General features: G+C 63.2%; 9 protein-coding genes and 2 pseudogenes. 4 read left to right on the top strand and 7 right to left on the bottom strand.

Features of this window, described 5'->3' with window-relative positions:
- Positions 1-2: 2 nt before the first annotated feature.
- Together AC07SZ_RS30610 and AC07SZ_RS30605 are read right to left on the bottom strand one after the other, a co-directional pair.
- Complete coding sequence (locus AC07SZ_RS30610) at positions 3-2,468, bottom strand: GcvT family protein (RefSeq protein ID WP_494917241.1); 2,466 nt, start codon at positions 2,466-2,468, stop codon at positions 3-5.
- Positions 2,465-4,921, bottom strand: a complete 2,457-nt coding sequence (locus AC07SZ_RS30605; RefSeq protein WP_494917239.1) for a GcvT family protein — start codon at positions 4,919-4,921, stop codon at positions 2,465-2,467. Before AC07SZ_RS30605 ends, AC07SZ_RS30610 begins: the two co-directional genes overlap by 4 nt.
- Before the next feature lie 120 nt (positions 4,922-5,041).
- Between AC07SZ_RS30605 and AC07SZ_RS30600 the strand changes: the two genes are divergently transcribed.
- On the top strand, positions 5,042-6,019 hold the full coding sequence (locus AC07SZ_RS30600) for a LysR family transcriptional regulator (RefSeq protein WP_494917238.1): 978 nt from the start codon (positions 5,042-5,044) through the stop codon (positions 6,017-6,019).
- Between the two features lie 98 nt (positions 6,020-6,117).
- Positions 6,118-7,446, top strand: a complete 1,329-nt coding sequence (locus tag AC07SZ_RS30595; protein WP_494917237.1) for an aspartate aminotransferase family protein — start codon at positions 6,118-6,120, stop codon at positions 7,444-7,446.
- 284 nt (positions 7,447-7,730) lie between these two features.
- Here AC07SZ_RS30595 and AC07SZ_RS30590 read toward each other — a convergent pair whose 3' ends face one another.
- The 5 genes from AC07SZ_RS30590 to bcsN all read right to left on the bottom strand — a co-directional run bounded on the left by AC07SZ_RS30590 (position 7,731) and on the right by bcsN (position 16,720).
- Entirely contained in the window at positions 7,731-9,884 is a 2,154-nt protein-coding gene (locus tag AC07SZ_RS30590) for a tetratricopeptide repeat protein (RefSeq protein ID WP_056566296.1), read from the bottom strand.
- On the bottom strand, positions 9,881-10,933 hold the full coding sequence (locus AC07SZ_RS30585) for a family 8 glycosyl hydrolase (protein WP_056566300.1): 1,053 nt from the start codon (positions 10,931-10,933) through the stop codon (positions 9,881-9,883). Before AC07SZ_RS30585 ends, AC07SZ_RS30590 begins: the two co-directional genes overlap by 4 nt.
- Positions 10,930-13,275 (bottom strand): cellulose biosynthesis cyclic di-GMP-binding regulatory protein BcsB, encoded by a 2,346-nt coding sequence (locus tag AC07SZ_RS30580; RefSeq protein ID WP_056566303.1) that lies wholly within the window; start codon positions 13,273-13,275, stop codon positions 10,930-10,932. Before AC07SZ_RS30580 ends, AC07SZ_RS30585 begins: the two co-directional genes overlap by 4 nt.
- Positions 13,272-15,467, bottom strand: coding sequence for a UDP-forming cellulose synthase catalytic subunit (gene bcsA, locus AC07SZ_RS30575; protein WP_056566305.1), 2,196 nt, complete (start codon positions 15,465-15,467; stop codon positions 13,272-13,274). The genes AC07SZ_RS30580 and bcsA overlap by 4 nt, the downstream gene beginning before the upstream one ends.
- Before the next feature lie 197 nt (positions 15,468-15,664).
- Positions 15,665-16,720 carry a cellulose biosynthesis protein BcsN gene (gene bcsN, locus AC07SZ_RS30570; RefSeq protein ID WP_081295167.1) on the bottom strand — a complete coding sequence of 352 codons (1,056 nt, stop codon included), beginning with the start codon at positions 16,718-16,720 and terminating at the stop codon, positions 15,665-15,667.
- Positions 16,721-17,097: 377 nt separating this feature from the next.
- Here bcsN and AC07SZ_RS30565 point away from each other — a divergent pair.
- Positions 17,098-17,208, top strand: a pseudogene (locus tag AC07SZ_RS30565) (family 4 glycosyl hydrolase); the annotation flags it as partial.
- A gap of 105 nt (positions 17,209-17,313) precedes the next feature.
- Positions 17,314-17,500, top strand: a pseudogene (locus AC07SZ_RS30560) (DUF1403 family protein); the annotation flags it as partial.
- Positions 17,501-17,503: the final 3 nt, after the last annotated feature.

Below are 17,503 nucleotides of genomic sequence, written 5' to 3'. Positions count from 1 at the left end.
TCTCAGGCAGGGGTCAAGGCAACCGGTTCGCAGGCACCGAGGCCGCGAACGCGCAAATTGCCGGGATCGTAAGGGGGTTCTGGCAGTTCTCGCGCCGGGAACTCCTTGCCCAGGATGGAGACGGTCAGCCCATCCGCCGAGATGCCTGGCCGCAGATAGGCAAGGGCAACGGTCTTGCCGATGCGGAAGCCGTGGGCGCCGGACGTGACGATGCCGACAGGCCGATCCGCCTGCATGACAGAATGGGCGTAGAAGGGCAGCTGTTGACCGTCATCGTCGATTTCAAGAAGAACCATTTTCCAGGCGCCGTCGCCAACGCGTGCGAGCATGGCCTCGCGGCCGACGAACGCGCGCCCCTCGGTTTTGACCAGAGTGTCGAGTCCGGCTTCCAGCGGCGTTCGCTCCGTCGTCAGATCAGCGCCCCAGGCGCGATAGCCCTTCTCCAGCCGCATCGCGTTCAGGGCGTAGATACCGAACGGCCGCAGGTCGAAACGCCGGCCGGCCCTCGTAAGCGCGTCATAAAGATTGCCGACCTGCACAAGCTGGACGTGGAGTTCCCATCCCAACTCGCCGGCATAGGAGACCCTGAGGGCCGCGGCCTTGATGCCGGCGATGCGAATGATCTGGGCCGAGAGCCAGGGGAAAGCAGGATTCGACAGGTCGACCTCGCTCACCGTTTCGAGCAGGTCACGGGCGCGCGGGCCCATGATGGCCAGCACGCCGCGCTTTTCGGTTACGTTCTCGATCGTGACGTCCGCAAAGGCGGCTGCGCGCACGCGCAGCAGATCCTCGTCGTGCCTTTCGGCGACCGCCGCGCTGGTGAGATAAAAGGCCTCGTCGCCAAGGCGCGTCACGGTGAATTCCGAGGCAACACCGCCCTTTGACGTCAGCGCGTGGACGAGGCCTATGCGGCCCTGGCGTGCCGGCGGCCGATTGGCGCCGAGAGAAGCCATGAATGCGCCGGCGCAAGCGCCGGTGATCTCGAACTTGGAGAAGGCCGACAGGTCGATGACGCCGACGCCGTCGCGCACGGCAAGGCATTCGGCCCGCACCGCATTGAACCAGCCGGGCCGGCGAAAGGTAAGCGGCACGTGTCGATCGCCTCCGCCGGCGGCGAACCAGTTCGGCCGCTCCCAGCCATAGGCGGCACCGAGCACCGCTCCCTGGTCTTTCTGCATGTCCAGCGCGGGCGTCGTGCGGCGCGGGCGTCCGGCTTCACGTTCCTCATTGGGAAAATGAATGCCGAATTGCAGGCCGAATCCTTCGACCGCCTTGTCGATGCGATAATCGCGGTCGGCATAATTGCCGAAGCGGCGCGGATCGATGGCGAGCGCATCGCTTGGCGGCGCACCGCCGACGATCCAATCGGCAAGGAAGCTTCCGGCGCCGCCGCCTTCCATGACACCCATGCTCGACCCGGTCAGCAGCCATGCATTGCCGAGACCGAAGGCCGGGCCGATCAGCGGATTGGCATCCGGCGTGAAGGTGATTGGACCATTGACCACCGTCTTGATGCCAGCGTTGGCGAGCGCGGGAACGCGCTCCATCGCCAGTGCAATGATGTGCTCCACGCGGTCCAGATCGGGCGGCAGCAGTTCCATGCCGAACGCCGGCGGGACGCCGTCGACCGCCCAGGGCTGGGCCGACTTCTCGTACGGGCCGACAATGTAGCCGTCGCGCTCCTGGCGAAGATACCAGCTCTCCTCCGGATCACGGATGATCGGCAGTTCCTTGGCCCCGGCGGCGATGCGGTCCGCAATCTCTGAAACGGTGTCGGTCACGACATATTGGTGCAGCATCGGCACGACTGGCAGGTCAAGACCCATCATGGTGCCAATCTCGCGGCACCAGGTGCCGGCGGCGTTCACCACATGCTCGGCAACAATGTCGCCTTGCGCCGTGCGCACAAGCCACTCGCCCGATGCCTTGCGCTCGATTGCCAAGACCTGATTGTGGCGGATGATCTCGGCACCTCGCGAGCGCGCGCCGGTCGCCATCGCATTGGTCGCCAACGTCGGGTCGACATGACCATCATTGGGTTCGAAGATCGCACCGATGATGCCTTTCGTCACGCAGAGCGGATAGATGTCCTGGAGTTCACGCGGGCTCAGGATATGGAAATCATGACCGACGAACCGGCCGAGGCCTTGCACATGGCGGAATTCATCCATTCGATCCTTTGACCGGGTGATGCGCAGTGCGCCGCTTGGGTGAAAGCCGGTCGGCAGCCCGGTTTCGGCTGTCAGTGTTTCCCGGTAAAGCCGCACCGAATGAGCGCGCATCGCCATGATCGTGGCGTTGTGGGCGAAATGCGTGCAAAGCCCCGCCGCATGCCAGGTGGAGCCTGCGGTGAGCTCATGCTTCTCGACAAGGGTGACGTCGCTCCAACCACGCTTGGAGAGATGGTAGAGCAGGGACACGCCCATGGCGCCACCGCCGATGATCACGACGCGGGCATGCTGTCTCATGAGTTTCTCTCCTCGCGTGGGCGCATCCTGGCGCCAGTCGGATCATAGGGGGGCCTGTCGAGCGGCCGGAGCGCATGGCGTGTGCCGGCGACTGCGATTTCGTAGCGGGACGCCTGCATCCGCGCCGCTGTCTCGCCGGGCTCGCAAGTGATGTAGCCAAGGCAAAGGCTCAAGTCGGTGCGGAAACCAAGACCGCCCGACGTCGTCAAGCCGGCAAGCTTTCCGTCCCGGTAGATGGGTTCGTCATGAAGAAGGAGCGGGTTGGCGTCCACCACCGCGAAGTGCATCAACCGGCGCTTCACGCCTTCGGCCTTTTGCGCCAGCAGCGCTTCACGACCGATGAAATCGCCTTTCTTCCAGGATACGGCAAAGGATAGGCCCGCTTCCAAAGGGGTATCCTTTGGCCCGATATCGTGTCCCCAATGGCGATAGGCTTTTTCCAGCCGGCAGCCGTCCAGTGCATAGTGACCGCAGAAGACAAGACCGTGCGCGGCGCCTGCCGCCGCGAGCGTGGCCAGCAAATGTTGCGCGCACTCAACCGGCACGTAGAGCTCAAAGCCGAGTTCGCCGACAAAGCTGACACGCGTTGCCCGGACATCGGTCATTCCGATGTCGAGGCGCCGCGAGGTCGAGAACGGAAACGCCGCATCTGAAAGATCGGCGTCGGTCAGGCTCTGCAGCAGTTCGCGCGAACGTGGCCCCATGACACCGAGGACGGCTTCGGACGATGTCAGGTCGAAGACCGAGGCATTGAGATCGAGATCCTGTGCATGATGCCGAATCCAGGCAAGATCCTTCTGTCTCGTCGCCGCGCCGGAAATGACCCGGAATGTGTCCTCGCCACTTCGCAGAACCGTCACGTCGGCCTCGATGCCGCCTCGCGGGTTGAGCATCTGCGTATAGACGGCGCGGTCTTCGGCGACATCGATGTCGTTGGCACACAAATGCTGCATCAGCTTCACCGCGTCGCACCCGGTGACCTCAAGCTTGGTGAAGGGAGAGAGCTCAAACAGGCCGACGCCTCGAGACATGCGGTCGACTTCGGCCTTGGCAGCGGCCCACCATTTTTGGGCGCCCACGGAATAGTTGGGGGTCCTACCGGCCTCATCCTGGCCGAACCAGAGCGGACGTTCCCAGCCGGTTGGCGCGCCAAACACGGCACCGGCATCGGCGAAGGCCTGGTGAAAGCCGGAACGCCTGATATCGCGTCCCGCGGTCGCCTGCTTGTAGGGCCAGTGCATGCGAAAGAGATCGGCGACCGCCTCCTCCATCCTGGCCCCGACGAAGGACCGCGCCGCAGCGGACCGGTCGAAGCGGGCAATGTCGAGCGCCCACAGATCGAGGCCGGGTTCTCCGTCGACGATCCATTCGGCCATAGCCTTGCCCGCTCCCGCCGACGACATCATGCCGGTCGAGTTGAAGCCGGCGGCGACATAAAAACCGCGCAGATATGGTGACTCTCCCATGAGCGGCCTTGTGTCGGGTGTGAAACTCTCCGGGCCATTCATGAAGTGCCTGATGCCGGTTTCCGAGAGCACCGGCAGAAGCTTCAGCCCAGCCGACATGAACGGCTCGAACTGATTCCAATCCTCGGGCAATTCGAGGAAAGGCCTGCTGCCCGCCGGTCCGCGAATGTCAAAAATCTTGGCATTCGGCTCGAACCCGCCAAGGACCAGCTTTCCGGAATCACCCTTGATGTAAATGCCTTCATCAAGGTCGCGAACGATCGGGAACGGATCCTGCAGGCCTGCAACCGGCTCCGTCACCACATACATATGCTCGACGGCCTGCAGCGGCACGGGTACGCCGACAAGAGCGCCGATATCGCGTGCCCAGGCGCCGGCGCAGTTCACGACCGTCTCGCAGTCGATAATAGTGCCGGAAGCGAGCGTGACGCCGGCGACGCGGCCGTTCTTCGTCACGAAGCCTGCGCAGGCCACCCCCTCCAGGATACGAATGCCGGCGACACGGGCGCGTTTTGCATAGGCCGCGCAGATGTCGACTGGATTGGCCTGACCGTCTTCCTCGACCCACAGCGCACCCTCGATATCGTCGACGACGATACCGCGCACGCGCTCCGATATGCTGGCTTGATCGACGATCTCGACCTTCAGTCCGCAGACATCGCCCATATGCGCGATGCGTTTCAGCTCGTCCATTCGCTCCGGCCGTCGCGCCAGCCACACGCCACCCGTCCGCCGATAGCCGGAGGCCTGTCCGGTCAGTTCCTCAAGGCGCGGAAACAGTTCCGTCGCGTACTGCGCAAGCTTTGTCAGGTTGAGGCTGGCGCGCAGCGGGCCGACGATCCCGGCGGCATGCCAGGACGTGCCGCTGGTCAGTTGGTTGCGCTCCAGCAGGACCACATCGGTCATCCCGAGTTCGGCGAGATGATAGGCGATGCCCAGGCCGATGACGCCGCCGCCAATGATCACGATGCGTGCGCTGTCATTCACCGAGTCGATACCTTTGTTGGTTGCAACGGCGCGATCTTTTCCATCGAACCACTTGCACTCAACCGAATTTTTGCAACATTAGGAAAACTTATGAAGCCTCGATGCGTTGGGAGTTGGTAAGTGAAGACCGGCAGTTTCGATTTCAATCTGTTCCGATCCATCGAGGTTTTCGCCGCCGTGGTCGAGACAAGACATGTCACCCAAGCCGCGCAAATGCTGGGCATGACGCAGTCCGCAGCGTCCCAGCATCTGAAGAATCTGGAGACCGCCCTTGGCGTCAGCCTGATCGATCGCAACCTCAGGCCGATCGAACTTACCAAGGCGGGAATAGCACTTCATCGGCGCGCCATCGTCATACTGGCCGAGGTCGAGGGGCTTCGCACGGATGCGCGCCGCGTCAATGCCGCGCCGCTGCCTCTGCTGCGCGTCGCTCTCCTTGCATCCATCGCCACAACATTGGCGCCAGCCCTGTCCGTGCTTGCCCGCAAGACCTTCGGCATTCCCGAGCTCAGCCTCTTCGCGGGCCTGGCTACGGACCACGTTGCCTTGCTGCGGGCCAGGCGAGCGGATCTCGCCGTCACATCCGGCGAACTCTTTGAAATCGAAGGCCTTACGCGCTATCCGATCATGACTGAGAAGTTCTTGCTGGTGACGCCGAAAGGGTTCGCGGGGGATGTCGGTGACATAATGAAGCTTTCGAAGAAGCTCGCCTTCGTACGGTTTTCGCGCGAGACACCGGTGGGGCTGCGGGTCGATCAGCATTTGAGCCGGCTGCGCATCGAGATACCCCGCTCCATGGAAGGAGACCGCTCCAGTGTGGTGATGGCACCGGTCGCGTCCGGTATGGGTTTTGCGATCCTGACGCCAACACTGCTCATTGATGGCCTGGCCGAAGGCATGGAGATTGATGTACACCCCTTGCCCTTCACCGGACTGACGCGCAACATCCTGCTCGTCGCGCGGGAGCGCGAACTGGGGAACCTGCCGGAAGCCTTCGCCGCGCGCACCGCCGAAGTCCTGACCCAAGCGATCAGCGCACGCCTGCCCGACCTTCCCGCCGACTGCTACGTCGTCGACAGTCCCGCATCGCATGACTAATCGGCTCCATCATTTATCCTGATGGGCGATTTTGCCCCGTGCGCGCCCTTCACATTCTGTGTTCAATCCCCCCGGTTTCAAACACGCAGGAGGCGGGCATGAATGCTCCTCACGTTCATTCGAATCTGGAGGTCGACTGGTCGACCGAGTCCATCGTCGAGCGAAGGAACCGCTTCTATTCCGCTTCGCAGCGGAAGTTCGTTCCCTACAAGGAGCCGCTGATCCTGAAGCGTGGAAAAGGCCAATACGTCTGGGACGAAAAGGACCAGAAATACATTGACCTTCTTGGCATGAACCTTTGCATTTCGGTCGGCCATGCCCACCCGCAGGTGGTGAAGGCGGCCACTGAGCAACTGGCTGAACTGACCCACTGTACGACGATGTTCTATCATCCGGTTCCCGCCCAGTATGCCGAGGAACTCGCTGCAACGATGCCTGCGGGGCATGACTGGGTGGTGCATTTCACAAACAGCGGCGCGGAAGCAATCGATCTCGCCTTGCTGATGGCGCGCACGCATACGGGCAATATCGACATGCTTGCGCTTGCCTCGAGCTATCACGGCGCCACCTTCGGGGCTCAGTCGGTGACCGGAATCTCGGGATTTCGTCACCCCGTCCCCCAGCTTGGAGGCGTGACCTTCGTGGCCGAGCCCAACCAATATCGTGGCGCTCATGGCGAAGGGGTCGAGCCGTATCTGGGCGAGGTCGAGCGCGCCATAGCCAGTTCGACCAGCGGCCGGCTTGCCGGGATGATTGTGGAGCCGGTCCAGGGCTACGGCGGCATCGTACCGATGCCCCAGGGCTATATTTCTGGCGCTTTCGAACGCGTTCGCGCAGCCGGTGGCGTTTGCATCATTGATGAAGTGCAATCCGGCGTCGGACGTACGGGCGATGCCTTCTGGGCGTTCGAATCCCATGGCGTCGTTCCTGATATTGTCGTTGTCGCCAAAGGGGTCGGCAATGGCATCCCGCTGGGCGCCGTCATCGCGAAGCGAGACGTCGCCGAATCCATGGCTGATAAATTCCTGTTTCATACCTACGGAGCCAATCCTGTCGCATGCGCTGCCGGACGCGCGGTGCTCAAGGTCATCCGTGAAGAACGACTGCAAGAGAATGCACGCGCCGTTGGCGGCGCCCTGAAGACGAGACTGGAGGAGCTCAAGAAGCAGTATCCCTTGATCGGCGACATCAGGGGACAAGGTTTGATGCTTGCGATCGAACTGGTGAAAGACCGGACTATGAAGGAACCTGCACCGGAGGCGGCAATCGCGGTATTCGAGGAGACCCGACGCAACGGCCTCGTTGCGAGCCGCTCGGGTCCCTACCGGAACGTTATCCGTATGTGCCCGCCACTTTGCCTTTCGATGGCGGATGTCGAGGACGTAATGGACCGCTTCGTCCGCAGCTTCCGGACAGCGACACTCTGATGACTGATATCCGCGTTCGATGGGCAACGGAGAGTGAATCGAATAGTGGCCATCCGCCGATCCTCTCTCCAAGCCCGAAAGCTGCCGTACGCTCACCTTCGGGCGGCGGCTAACATGAACATTTTCCGACCGATAGCTTTTGGCAAAATCGGGCGTTGATAGCTGATTACAGCGAGGTCAGCCGAATTGCGGATTTGATTGCGCTCTGGTGGCAACATGATGCGCCGATCGGCCCGGATGAAAACCCGTATGGAGGAAGCGACCCCTCGCGAGTCCTGCAGCGGTTACTGGATTTTTGCCTCTCTCGCAGTCTTCACGTCGTTTAGGCCCTTCAGGGCCTCGCGGCTCCCAGTCCCAGCGGCGGCGCGGAAAACCTGCTCGGCATCGGCAAAGCGGCGTAGCTTCAGATAGGCATAGCCGCGCAGTACCATGAGGCCCGTGCGCTCCGGCGCAATGCGCGACCGCTCATCCAGCGCCATGATCGTCTCGACATAACGGCCTTGATCGAAGGCGCTGTTGGCCTGGTTTTCCAGGAGTGCTGTCTTTAGTTGCGCGCTACGGTCGGCATCTTGCGGCGCCTTGGACGCCGCGACCGCGGCCATATCCGACAGTCCGGCGCGCAGGTACGCTAGGCTTTGCCCGTAGGCGGCATCAGCGCGGGTCTTGCCGGTACCGTGCAGAGCCACTTCGAAAGCCGCGACCGCCTCCATCGGCCGGTTCGCGCCCATCAGGCACCAGCCCCGCGTCAACGCCCGAGCCGGCGCCAACCCGGTCGGGTCAAGTGTGCTGGAGCAGCCGCGCGCCTGCTGTTTTGTCATTCCGCCCACCCGCACATTGTCCTGGCCTGTGCCGGTCTGGTTTGTCGCCTGCTCCCGGCTGGCACGTTGACGCGCGCGCGCGCCGGTCCCCGCGCCCTTGCCGAACGCCGACGTCTCGATGCTTCGCTCGCCCACCGTGGGGATGCGTTCGGAACGTCCCGCCCAGGCGGCCTGTATGGCCCGCGCGCCGGCCTTGTCGCCGGTCTTCCACAGCGTCAGCGCCAGCCCATAGGCGGAAGGTTCGTCGTCTGGCTTCCAGTCAAGCGCCAGCTTGAACCATTGTGCCGCCGTTTGCGATTGGTTGAGGCCGTCCGCATACCAACCCAGTTGTTGCGCGGCGGCGGCGTCCTTTGCTGCATAGATGGCCTGGACCATGCGCTGGAGCACGTCGGGGCTAATTGGCGCTTGCGGCGTCACCGCCAGCAGATTGGCTACCGCGGCCAGGTAGACGCGACGCGTGTCGTCGTTGGTGTCGCGCCAAGGATAGAGGATGTCCTCGGCATCGGCCGAGCGCTCCTGTTGGATCAGCGCCAATGCCAAGCCCTGCGAGGCGGCGGCCGTGTTTTCCTTGTCATGGGCCTTGCGAAACCAGTTTTCTGCCTCTTTCGGGTTCTCACGGCGCACGAAGTACCAGCCCAGCAGCAGGTCGTCGGAGGACAGGCCGTCCTGATCTGCCAGCGTCTGGACGGTGGCGATGTCCGTCGGCGCCACGATTAGCTTCGGGTCGGCATCGCCATTGGCCAGGCTTTGCCTCGCAATGTCGTTGCGCACGCTTGCGAACTCACCTTTGCCGTCTGCTGTCTTCTGCTCGGTCGCGAGAAGCTGGTCCAGGTCCGCTCGTGACAGCAGCGGCAGCGCCTTTTGGATGGTGGCGACACGTTCCTCGGGTTTCTTGCAATTGTTCAGCACGTAAAGATAGGCGTCGCGCGCACGGTCCTTGCGGTCCGTCTGCGCGAAGGCTTCCGCGACCCGCCACAGCACATCGACATCACCGCAGGTCAACAGGCTGGAATTGGCCGACCCGATACGGATGACGGTGTCGTATTGCTTGAGGTCGGACGCGTTGACCAGTTGTTCCCTGGCCTCCGCGACGGCCAGCCGGGCGAGCAGATCCGGCGGGGCCTGCCAGCCCGGTTGCGCGGCCTGCCTGTCGGCGATGGCCTTGCGCACCTCGGCGAGCTTGCCCTCGGAATAGAGTTTCCAGATCTGGTCAAGTCGCGGGTCGCCTGCCTGGCTGGGCGCCAGTGGGTTCTCCGGCGGTGTCCATTGCGGATACAGTGCCTTCAACCTGGCGATCTCCGCCTCGAGCCGTCTCGTGTCGCCCTTGGACGCGAAATAGCGCAGCGCCGTTTCGTCAACTTGTGGCGGCGGCGTGGCAGCGGAATTCGCCGCTGGAGGACCGGTCGTGGACGCCGAATTCGTCGTTGGGGCAGTCGTCGTCGCGCTCCGCCCCGCCTGCGCGACCGTTGGCGGCTGCGAGTAGCCTGCCTGCGATTGTCCGCCGCCGGTGGCGATTTGAACGTCACTCGGAATCGGCGGAACCATATCGAAATAACCGCCGTGGAGCGCGACCGCTCCGAGTAGCCCTATACCGGCGGCCGTGAGCATGAACAGCTTCATAGGCACTCCGGTTCGTGACGCCGTGCATAGGAGAGCGCAAGCAGATGCAAGGTCGAGGGATAGTAGTCGGTCGGGGCAAATGACTGCACGCTGTCAGGCAGTTTCTTGCCGTCGATGACGCAGGCGACCAGCGCTGGGATGATGCGGTAGCCCGCATCGTCGAGCAGTTGCCGCGTCTGGCCGTTGGCGACGTCGACGATGCGCAGCCTCCCTTCGGGGTCGGCCATATGCACTGCGAACGGCTCCAACAGTGCACGGTCGCGAATTCCCGCGCGGATGAGATAAAGCGGGATGCGGATCGCGTTGTAGCCAAAGTCCTGGGGAAACCCGTCGGCGGCGCGTGGCGCAGCCTTCAGCGACACCCAGTCCGGCGGCAGGCCCGCTTCCCCGATCTTCATTGTGGTCGCGATCAGGGCGCGGCCATTGTTGGCCAGCTCGCGCCACGGACCGTCCGGCGCCAGCTCGGCCATCACCGGCAGTGCCTCGAACACCCAATAGGACGGGTTGACGACGGGACCATCCTGGCGGTCGGCGGCGCCGAACCCGGCATTGCCAGGCTTGAGCAGAACAGCATCGCCCACCCGTTCCAGGCCGCCTGCGGCCAGCGCCGAGGCGATCGTGGCGGCGGCGGTGGTCAGGTCGGGGCGACGCCAGGCGGATCCGGCGAGCGCCAGCCCATAGGCGATCAGCAGATCGCCATCGGTAGCGTTGTTGGTGTCGGTTACGCGCGGCGTCGCGGAGGGGTCCCATTTCCAGGCCGCCAACCCGTCATTCCGCAACAGCATCTCGGTGCGGGTAAATGCCCAGATGCGATCGAAATCACCCCTGTTGTCGGCAAGATATGACAAGAGCAGTCCGTATCCCTGACCTTCGCTGTGACTGATGCCGGCATTGGCATTGTCGACGATTCGGCCGGCCGGGTCGAGGAACTTGTCCCGGTAAAGGGTCCATTCCGCCGTGGTGATGGCTGCGCCTGCCACCGCGGGCGCGGATTGGGCGGTCAGGATGGAAACCATCGCTGCCAGCATCATCACCCTCAGCCTACTCATCGTCTCCTGCCCAGAGAACCGAGCAGAACGGATGTGGCGAAGCCAAGCAGGATCGACAGCACAATCAGCACCACGGCATAGGACAGCGCATTGGCTGAGAGCCAATTGGCGATGATCAGGCGATAGTTCGACAGCGAAAACGGCTGTGTCTCGACGAAGTCGAAACGGGTGGCGGGCATGGAAACAACCTTATCGTCTCCAGCATCCACAGAGGTGATATGACCCGTCATTTTGCGCCAGGCGCTCTGACCGCTCAAGGACCGCACACCGTCCTGTAACGCATTGACGGATGGCGCCGTGACCAGCGTCCAGGTTGCCTCGCCCGTTGGGCTCTCTTGCTGGGCCACGACGATGCCCACACTTCCCTGCGGCGCAAACGGTGCCTCCGGCCCAGGGAATATGCGTAACGAATTCATCGAGATGTTGAAAGTCCGACTCATCCAGTCCTCGAACGAACTGACCTGGCCGCGCCAGCCGCTGCCGCGCAGCTTTTCACGCCACTGGTTGAATGTCGCGTCGGTGTCGGGATGAATGGAGCTCACGCGTTCGCCCCATGTCGAGCCGGCGTCGCTCGCCACGCCCACCTGCGCCAGGACCGCCGCCGGCACTTGCGAAATAGCGCTGATGAACAGTGCATTCCTGTCGTTGACGGCGGTTGCCGCGCTCAACGTGTCGACCGGGATCAGGCGGCCCGCCGCGACCGACATGCGCGCCAAGAGCGTGACCCCGGCGGAGACCGTCTCGGGCTGTGTACGATCCATGATCAGCGGAGTCGCGTATTCGGCGATGCTGTAGGGATAGCCGGTTCCGCTTGTCCCCGCGAGATTGGGGATTCTGGCCACTCGCGCGAAGGCGGGCATCACGAATTCGGAGCTGTCGAATACGGCGAAACGTTGAGCGCCCTCCGCCGTGGCGCCGGGCGCGCAGATCGCGTCGACCCCGGTCATGAGCACAGCCTCGATGGCGATGGTGTTGTCGCCTGGTCTGAAGTGCCGCATCGTCACCTTGATCGGCAGGTGGCGCAGGATCTCGCCTCCCGAGGTGGTAATCGGCACGGTCGCCGCGATGCTGTCGTTGACATAGACGTCGATATGACTTCCCGGCAGCACTTGCTGCGAATAGGCGGCATCAAGCAGGATCGTCGCCTGACCGTAGGACTCGGCGTAGAAATCCGAAGGCACGCCCACCGCGAAGTCGGTGCGCACCCTGCGCCCGGCGAATTCGAGCGTGCTGACCCCCAGTTCGGAAAACGTCAATCGGCGTGGACCCAGCAGCATGGGGACGTCCGGCGTGCGCCATGTGCGCGTCGCAAGGCTGGTCCGCAGGCTGCCGCGCGGGCGGTCGACCTGCTTGGCGATGTCGTCGATAGCAAGGTCGACCGCCTGCCAACTCGGCCCGCTCACCACCAATGTCGAAGGGCCGAGCGTGGGATCGTCGATCAGCGTCGCGCTTGGCCCGGCCTCCGCGCTGGCTGGTACGGCCGCCAGCACCTTGGACAAGTCTGCGGCCGGCCCCAGGACGATATTTGCCACACCCGGCTTCGTCGCGGCGGGGCCGGCCTCGCTCACGGCGAAGGCCTGGTTGGGCATGTTAGCCATCAGCGCCATGGCCTCGCCAAGGCGCACCGCCGGCGCGGTGGAGACGGTCTGGCTCATCGACGGCACGATGAGGTTGAATGTCGTGGCGCCGGCGTCATCGACGCCGATGGCGCGCAGGTCCTCGACGCGTTTCCAGCGCCCGGCCTCGGGATCGTCGAAGGAAATGAAGGTCCTGCTCGTATCGATCTGCGTCCACAATTCATAGGTCGATTCGACGGTGCAATCGGTGCGGTGCCGCTGCACCGCGGACATGGTGATGTCGTTGAGGCCGGCATGCAGCAGCTTTGCCGGGATGGCGACAGACATATCGGAGGGATTGTCCGAGGAGGCGATCGGCGCATCGACGAGATCGCTGCCATTGACCGACACTTTCAGACGCGACGCTTCGGGCGCTACGACGACGGCGTTTTGATAGCCGAGGTGGAAGTCGGCCTTCGAAGCCGCCTGTTCCGGTGTCAGGAAGATCGACCAGGAGCGCCGCGAATATTCGCCGGAAAACACCAGTTCGGCGAACGGCACGACATAGCGTCGTGCGGAAGGCACGGCCGGTTGCGGCGTCGCGGCCGCCATCGGTGCTGTGCTACCCGGCGCGGACGCATCCGGCGGTGCAACAGGCGCGGCGGGTTGCGGCGCCGGCGTCACGATCGCCGGCGCTTCTTTCGACATGTCGAACGGGCTGGTCTGGGCCATGGCCGGCGACACGGCAAGCGCCAACAGCGCGATCGAAGCCAGACGACGTCTCATTGACGCTTCTCGGCAAGTGTTGCGACAGGTTCACCGCCGGTGCGGCCACGCAGGTCGCGCCAGAAATAGACCAGCCCGCGATAGGTCTGGAAAATCGCCAGCCGCAGGAACCATGCGGTGCCGCGCAGCAGGCCCGGGTTGCCCCGGCGCGAAAGCTGGAACTGCTCCCACTGCTTGGAGTTGGCGAAGATCAGATCGGCCACAAGGCGGTGGTGAACGGCTTCCGTCGGCTGGTAGAGGCAGCCTACCGCGATGCTGTCGGTTGTCCGTTCGAAGTTGCGGATTACCACCGGCAACACGGCTTCCGTGCCGTCGGCGAACAGCTTGAAGCGAATGCCGGCCGTGGCATCTTTGGCCAACTCTTCCAGGTTCGCGCCGAACACCAGCACGCGGGCACCGTTGGCGGACACATTCTCGATTGTGCCTTGCAGCCACCTGCCGCCGATCTCGAAATCGCAGCGCCGGCTGACCTTGACGCGCCTGGTCGCGGCGCGCTCTCCCCGCTCGGAGACGACGCCCAGTGCACAGCCGGCCATGATCAGGTTGATCAGGTTCCAGCCGCCCACCACCAGCGTCACGTCGGCCTTGAAAGGCTCGGCGTAAACCTTCCAGACCGTGACGAAGACGCCGACGAGCAGGATGCCGAAGATGGCGAAGAACGGCTTGCCGATCTCGGAAAGGCGGCTCGTCGCGATCGATTCATCCTTGGCGGTGACCTTGAAGGTCGGCTTTCGCGGATTGAGGATCACCGAAATCACAGCCGGCAGCAGATGCACCGTCTGCACATACTCATAGAGTTCCGAGACCCAGGGCCAGCGGAAGGCGCCGTAGAGGTAGTTCTGCATCATCAGATTCACGACCATGTAGGTGAGCGTGTAGGCCATGAACTCGCCGCCCGAGGCGGTGAATATCTGCAGGTCGAAGAAAAGGTAGAAGAGCGGCGCAACGAGAAAGATCGTGCGCGGGAACGGAAACAGCCAAAACAGCGTCGACGACATGTAGCACAGGCGCTGCGGTATCGAGAGGCCGCGCTTGAAGGGCGGAAACCGAAAGCGCAGGATCTGCATCATGCCTTGCGCCCACCGGCTTCTCTGGCCGATGAAGGAGGCGAAGGTCGCCGGCTGCAGGCCGGCAATCAACGGCTTATCGACATAGACGCTGTGCCATCCGCGCGAATGCAACTCAATTGCCGTTTCGCAATCCTCGGTGATGCTGACGCCGCTGAAGCCGTTGGTTTCCGCGAGCGCGGCGCGGCGCAGAACCGCGGCGGAGCCGCAGAAGAAGGATGCATTCCATTTGTCCAGGCCGCGCTGGATGATGCCATAGAACATCTCGTTCTCGGACGGCATCTTCTCGAAGGTGCGCAGATTTCGCTCGACCGGATCGGGGTTGAGGAAGAAGTGCGGCGTTTGCACCAGGAATAAGCGAGGGTCCTCATCGAAGTAGCCAACGGTCTCCTTGAGAAAATCACGCGCCGGCGCATGATCGGCGTCGAAAACCGCGATGAGTTCACCCGTCGAATGGGCAAGGCCGTTGTTGAGATTGCCGGCCTTGGCATGCTCGTTGCGGTCGCGCGTCAGATAGGTAACGCCGAGTTCCGCGCTCAGCTTCTTCAACTGGGCGTATCGCCGCTCGGCAATGTTGGCATCGCCGATCTTCTCGGAGTTGCGCTTTTGCAGCGTTCCGCCATCGTCCAGCAGCCAGACCCGCACCTTGTCGGCCGGATAATCCATCCCCCTGGCCGCCGCCATCGTGTTGGCCAGCAGATCCGGGTCTTCATTGTAGGTGGGAATGAACACATCGACCTGTGGCAGCCTGTCGTTCATATTCGCTCGCGACGGGCGTGAGGGCAGCGGAAGCGCCACGACGAAAAGGCTGAGCGCCAGCATCATCACGCTGTACATTTCTGCGAGATAGAGCAGGAATCCGGGGATGAAGTTCTCAAGCTGATTGATTGGCGGCAGCGTGCTGGTGGTGCGCCAATATACGTAGCGCATGACGATGGCAGTGCCGAAAGCGAGAGCAACCAGTCGCCAGATCCCATCAGGCCGGATGAGCTTTAGCACCATCATGGCGAACAGCACGCACAGGCCGGTGACCAACTGGGTTTCCAGGCTGATCGGCAGCGTTACCAGTGTGATCACGCATACCGACGCCAGTGCCCAGAGGGCAATGATCAGCAATTTTCGCATTCATTGCGTCCTTGCATTCGGACACCTACCGCTTTTCAGTCGATGGCATCCCGGGAACCGGCTGCGAACCTGGCGGACGCCACATCTTGGGGGCATGACCACCGATGGCCGGTGTTTAATGGAAACACGCAATGGTTGATATGGGTTTCGTGTCCGCCAGCGAGTTGCGCTGGTGGTTAACAAACCGTATGCAGCGCCTAGTTGCACGTCCCCGACCCGTCGGCCGCTGCGCAAGGCGGGGGCGGAACAATCGGCGCCGCTGGCTTGTCGGCGGCTTTCGAGGGCACGGGGGGCGGAGACGGCACCAATGTCGACTGCGCGGGCGTGATTGCTGACGATCCAGGCGGCGGCGGAACGATCGGGCCCACGGGAGCAGGCAGCACAGGCAGCGGCTCGGCCACAACCTGCCTTGGTGAAAGGGCGGTGAGACGTGGCCGTGGTGTGGCCTGCGGTGATGTCACCGTCTCGAAGCGCGCAACCCCGACCGGGTAGATCGGTTGCCCGGGCTTGCCAAGCGAAGCCTCCGGCGCAGGCGGTTCACCGTAGGGGTTCCAGTTGCGCGTCTTGAAGGAGGACGTGATCGTGTAGCCGTACATGACCTCGAGCAGCTTCTGCTCCGGCTCGTTCTGGTCGCAGATGCGCAGGCGCACCTGGATTGAGCCCTTGTTACCGATCCAGGTCTGGGTGATGCCCGTCGAGCTGATACGTTGCCAGGCATAAAGACAGGTATCCCCGGAAGCCGAGCGGCCCGCCGCATAGCCGAACGGGCCGTATTTATTCTGCACGTAGTAGGGCGATGTCTGCATCCGGATGCCCGGCAGCGCCTGTCGGATTTCCGAGCCGATGTTGCCGAGGGGAAGATAGCCTTCGCGGAGCCGGCTCTCGCCAGCTGCGGCAGCGTCCACTGGTCCGAACATTTGCACCCGCAACATGTTCTGGCCGGGTGTGTGCGCCGAGGTCGACAGCAGGATTTCCTGCTGGGTGGCATTGGCGAACCGCCGCTCAAGCACCGCAGTGACGGCCGGGCCGCCGGGTGCTGGAAGCGCGAACGCGGTCTCGGACGCGACGAGGCTCGTTCCGGTGGAATGCACAAGGGGCGGCGGCTGGGCACAGCCGGCAAGCATCAGCACCAGTGCCTGGCCAATCGCCTTCGCAACGGATGCCACGCCAGCGCACGACAGCGCAGCGTCGCCATTTAGAGCGGCGGGCTTTCGTGCAAACAGGCAGATTGGGCGGGCCCAAGCAAAGTCCATGTCGGCGACGCTAAGAGATTCGCGCGCGTCGACGAAGAACTAATACGGAGAATCCGGACTTGCCCCCAAGGAAAGCGGAAGCTGAGTCAAAATTGCCGCGTTCGTGCCGTCAGAGGTCGAAACGCTCGACACTGCGGCAAGCCGATCCGAACTGGAATCGGCCAACGTCCTTAATTTCGGAATCTCCAGCAGGCCGTGTCAGCCTTTTGGGCCAGGTGACACCGCCTGTCCGCAATTACCTTTTCAAGGCCTGAAGCTGTCGTTCCGCTTGCGACCCCAACGACTACAACGACTACATTGCGGCCTTGCGCGGCATACGGAGCGTTATTGGCGTAAGGCTCCTGGCTTTCGCCGATAGCAAAGTCGCAACAGTCAACAGCCCTATCGTGAACTCGGTGTGGACCGGCGAGCCGGCGGTCATCTATGGCAATGTTCGCAACCATGGCTGCATCACATCGCTGCCGCAAAGCTGTGCGGTCGAAGCGCCAAGGCCGATACTGTGCGAGGATGATGCCCTGGCTTCGACACTCGCCTGCGGTCCGTTCGTTCGCCGAGAATGTGGTACATATTGTGCTACCGTTCGATCGGTCCGTCTGATTCCTGGCAGTGACGCTTGTGAGGTCGACGCCGCTTTCCAGGCCGGCGCCTTCGCTCGACCTGCTGGCCCGCGCGCAAGCCAGCTGGGCCGGGGCCTGGCGGCAGCGGTTCGCGCTCCGCTGTGCCGCCGCCAGCTTGCGGCTCGCCGGCCGCTTAGAAGACGAGGCGGCCCTGCGCGACGCTCAT

The organism is Mesorhizobium sp. GW821-FHT07A06, assembly GCF_059419085.1.
This window is presented reverse-complemented; position numbering and strand designations above follow the sequence as displayed.

Coding starts and splice junctions, on each gene's coding strand:
- AC07SZ_RS30580 (WP_056566303.1), bottom strand. CDS start 13,275: ATGAGACGTCGTCTGGCTTCGATCGCGCTGTTGGCGCTTGCCGTGTCG.
- AC07SZ_RS30590 (WP_056566296.1), bottom strand. CDS start 9,884: ATGAAGCTGTTCATGCTCACGGCCGCCGGTATAGGGCTACTCGGAGCG.
- AC07SZ_RS30585 (WP_056566300.1), bottom strand. CDS start 10,933: ATGAGTAGGCTGAGGGTGATGATGCTGGCAGCGATGGTTTCCATCCTG.
- bcsA (WP_056566305.1), bottom strand. CDS start 15,467: ATGCGAAAATTGCTGATCATTGCCCTCTGGGCACTGGCGTCGGTATGC.
- AC07SZ_RS30595 (WP_494917237.1), top strand. CDS start 6,118: ATGAATGCTCCTCACGTTCATTCGAATCTGGAGGTCGACTGGTCGACC.
- bcsN (WP_081295167.1), bottom strand. CDS start 16,720: ATGGACTTTGCTTGGGCCCGCCCAATCTGCCTGTTTGCACGAAAGCCC.
- AC07SZ_RS30610 (WP_494917241.1), bottom strand. CDS start 2,468: ATGAGACAGCATGCCCGCGTCGTGATCATCGGCGGTGGCGCCATGGGC.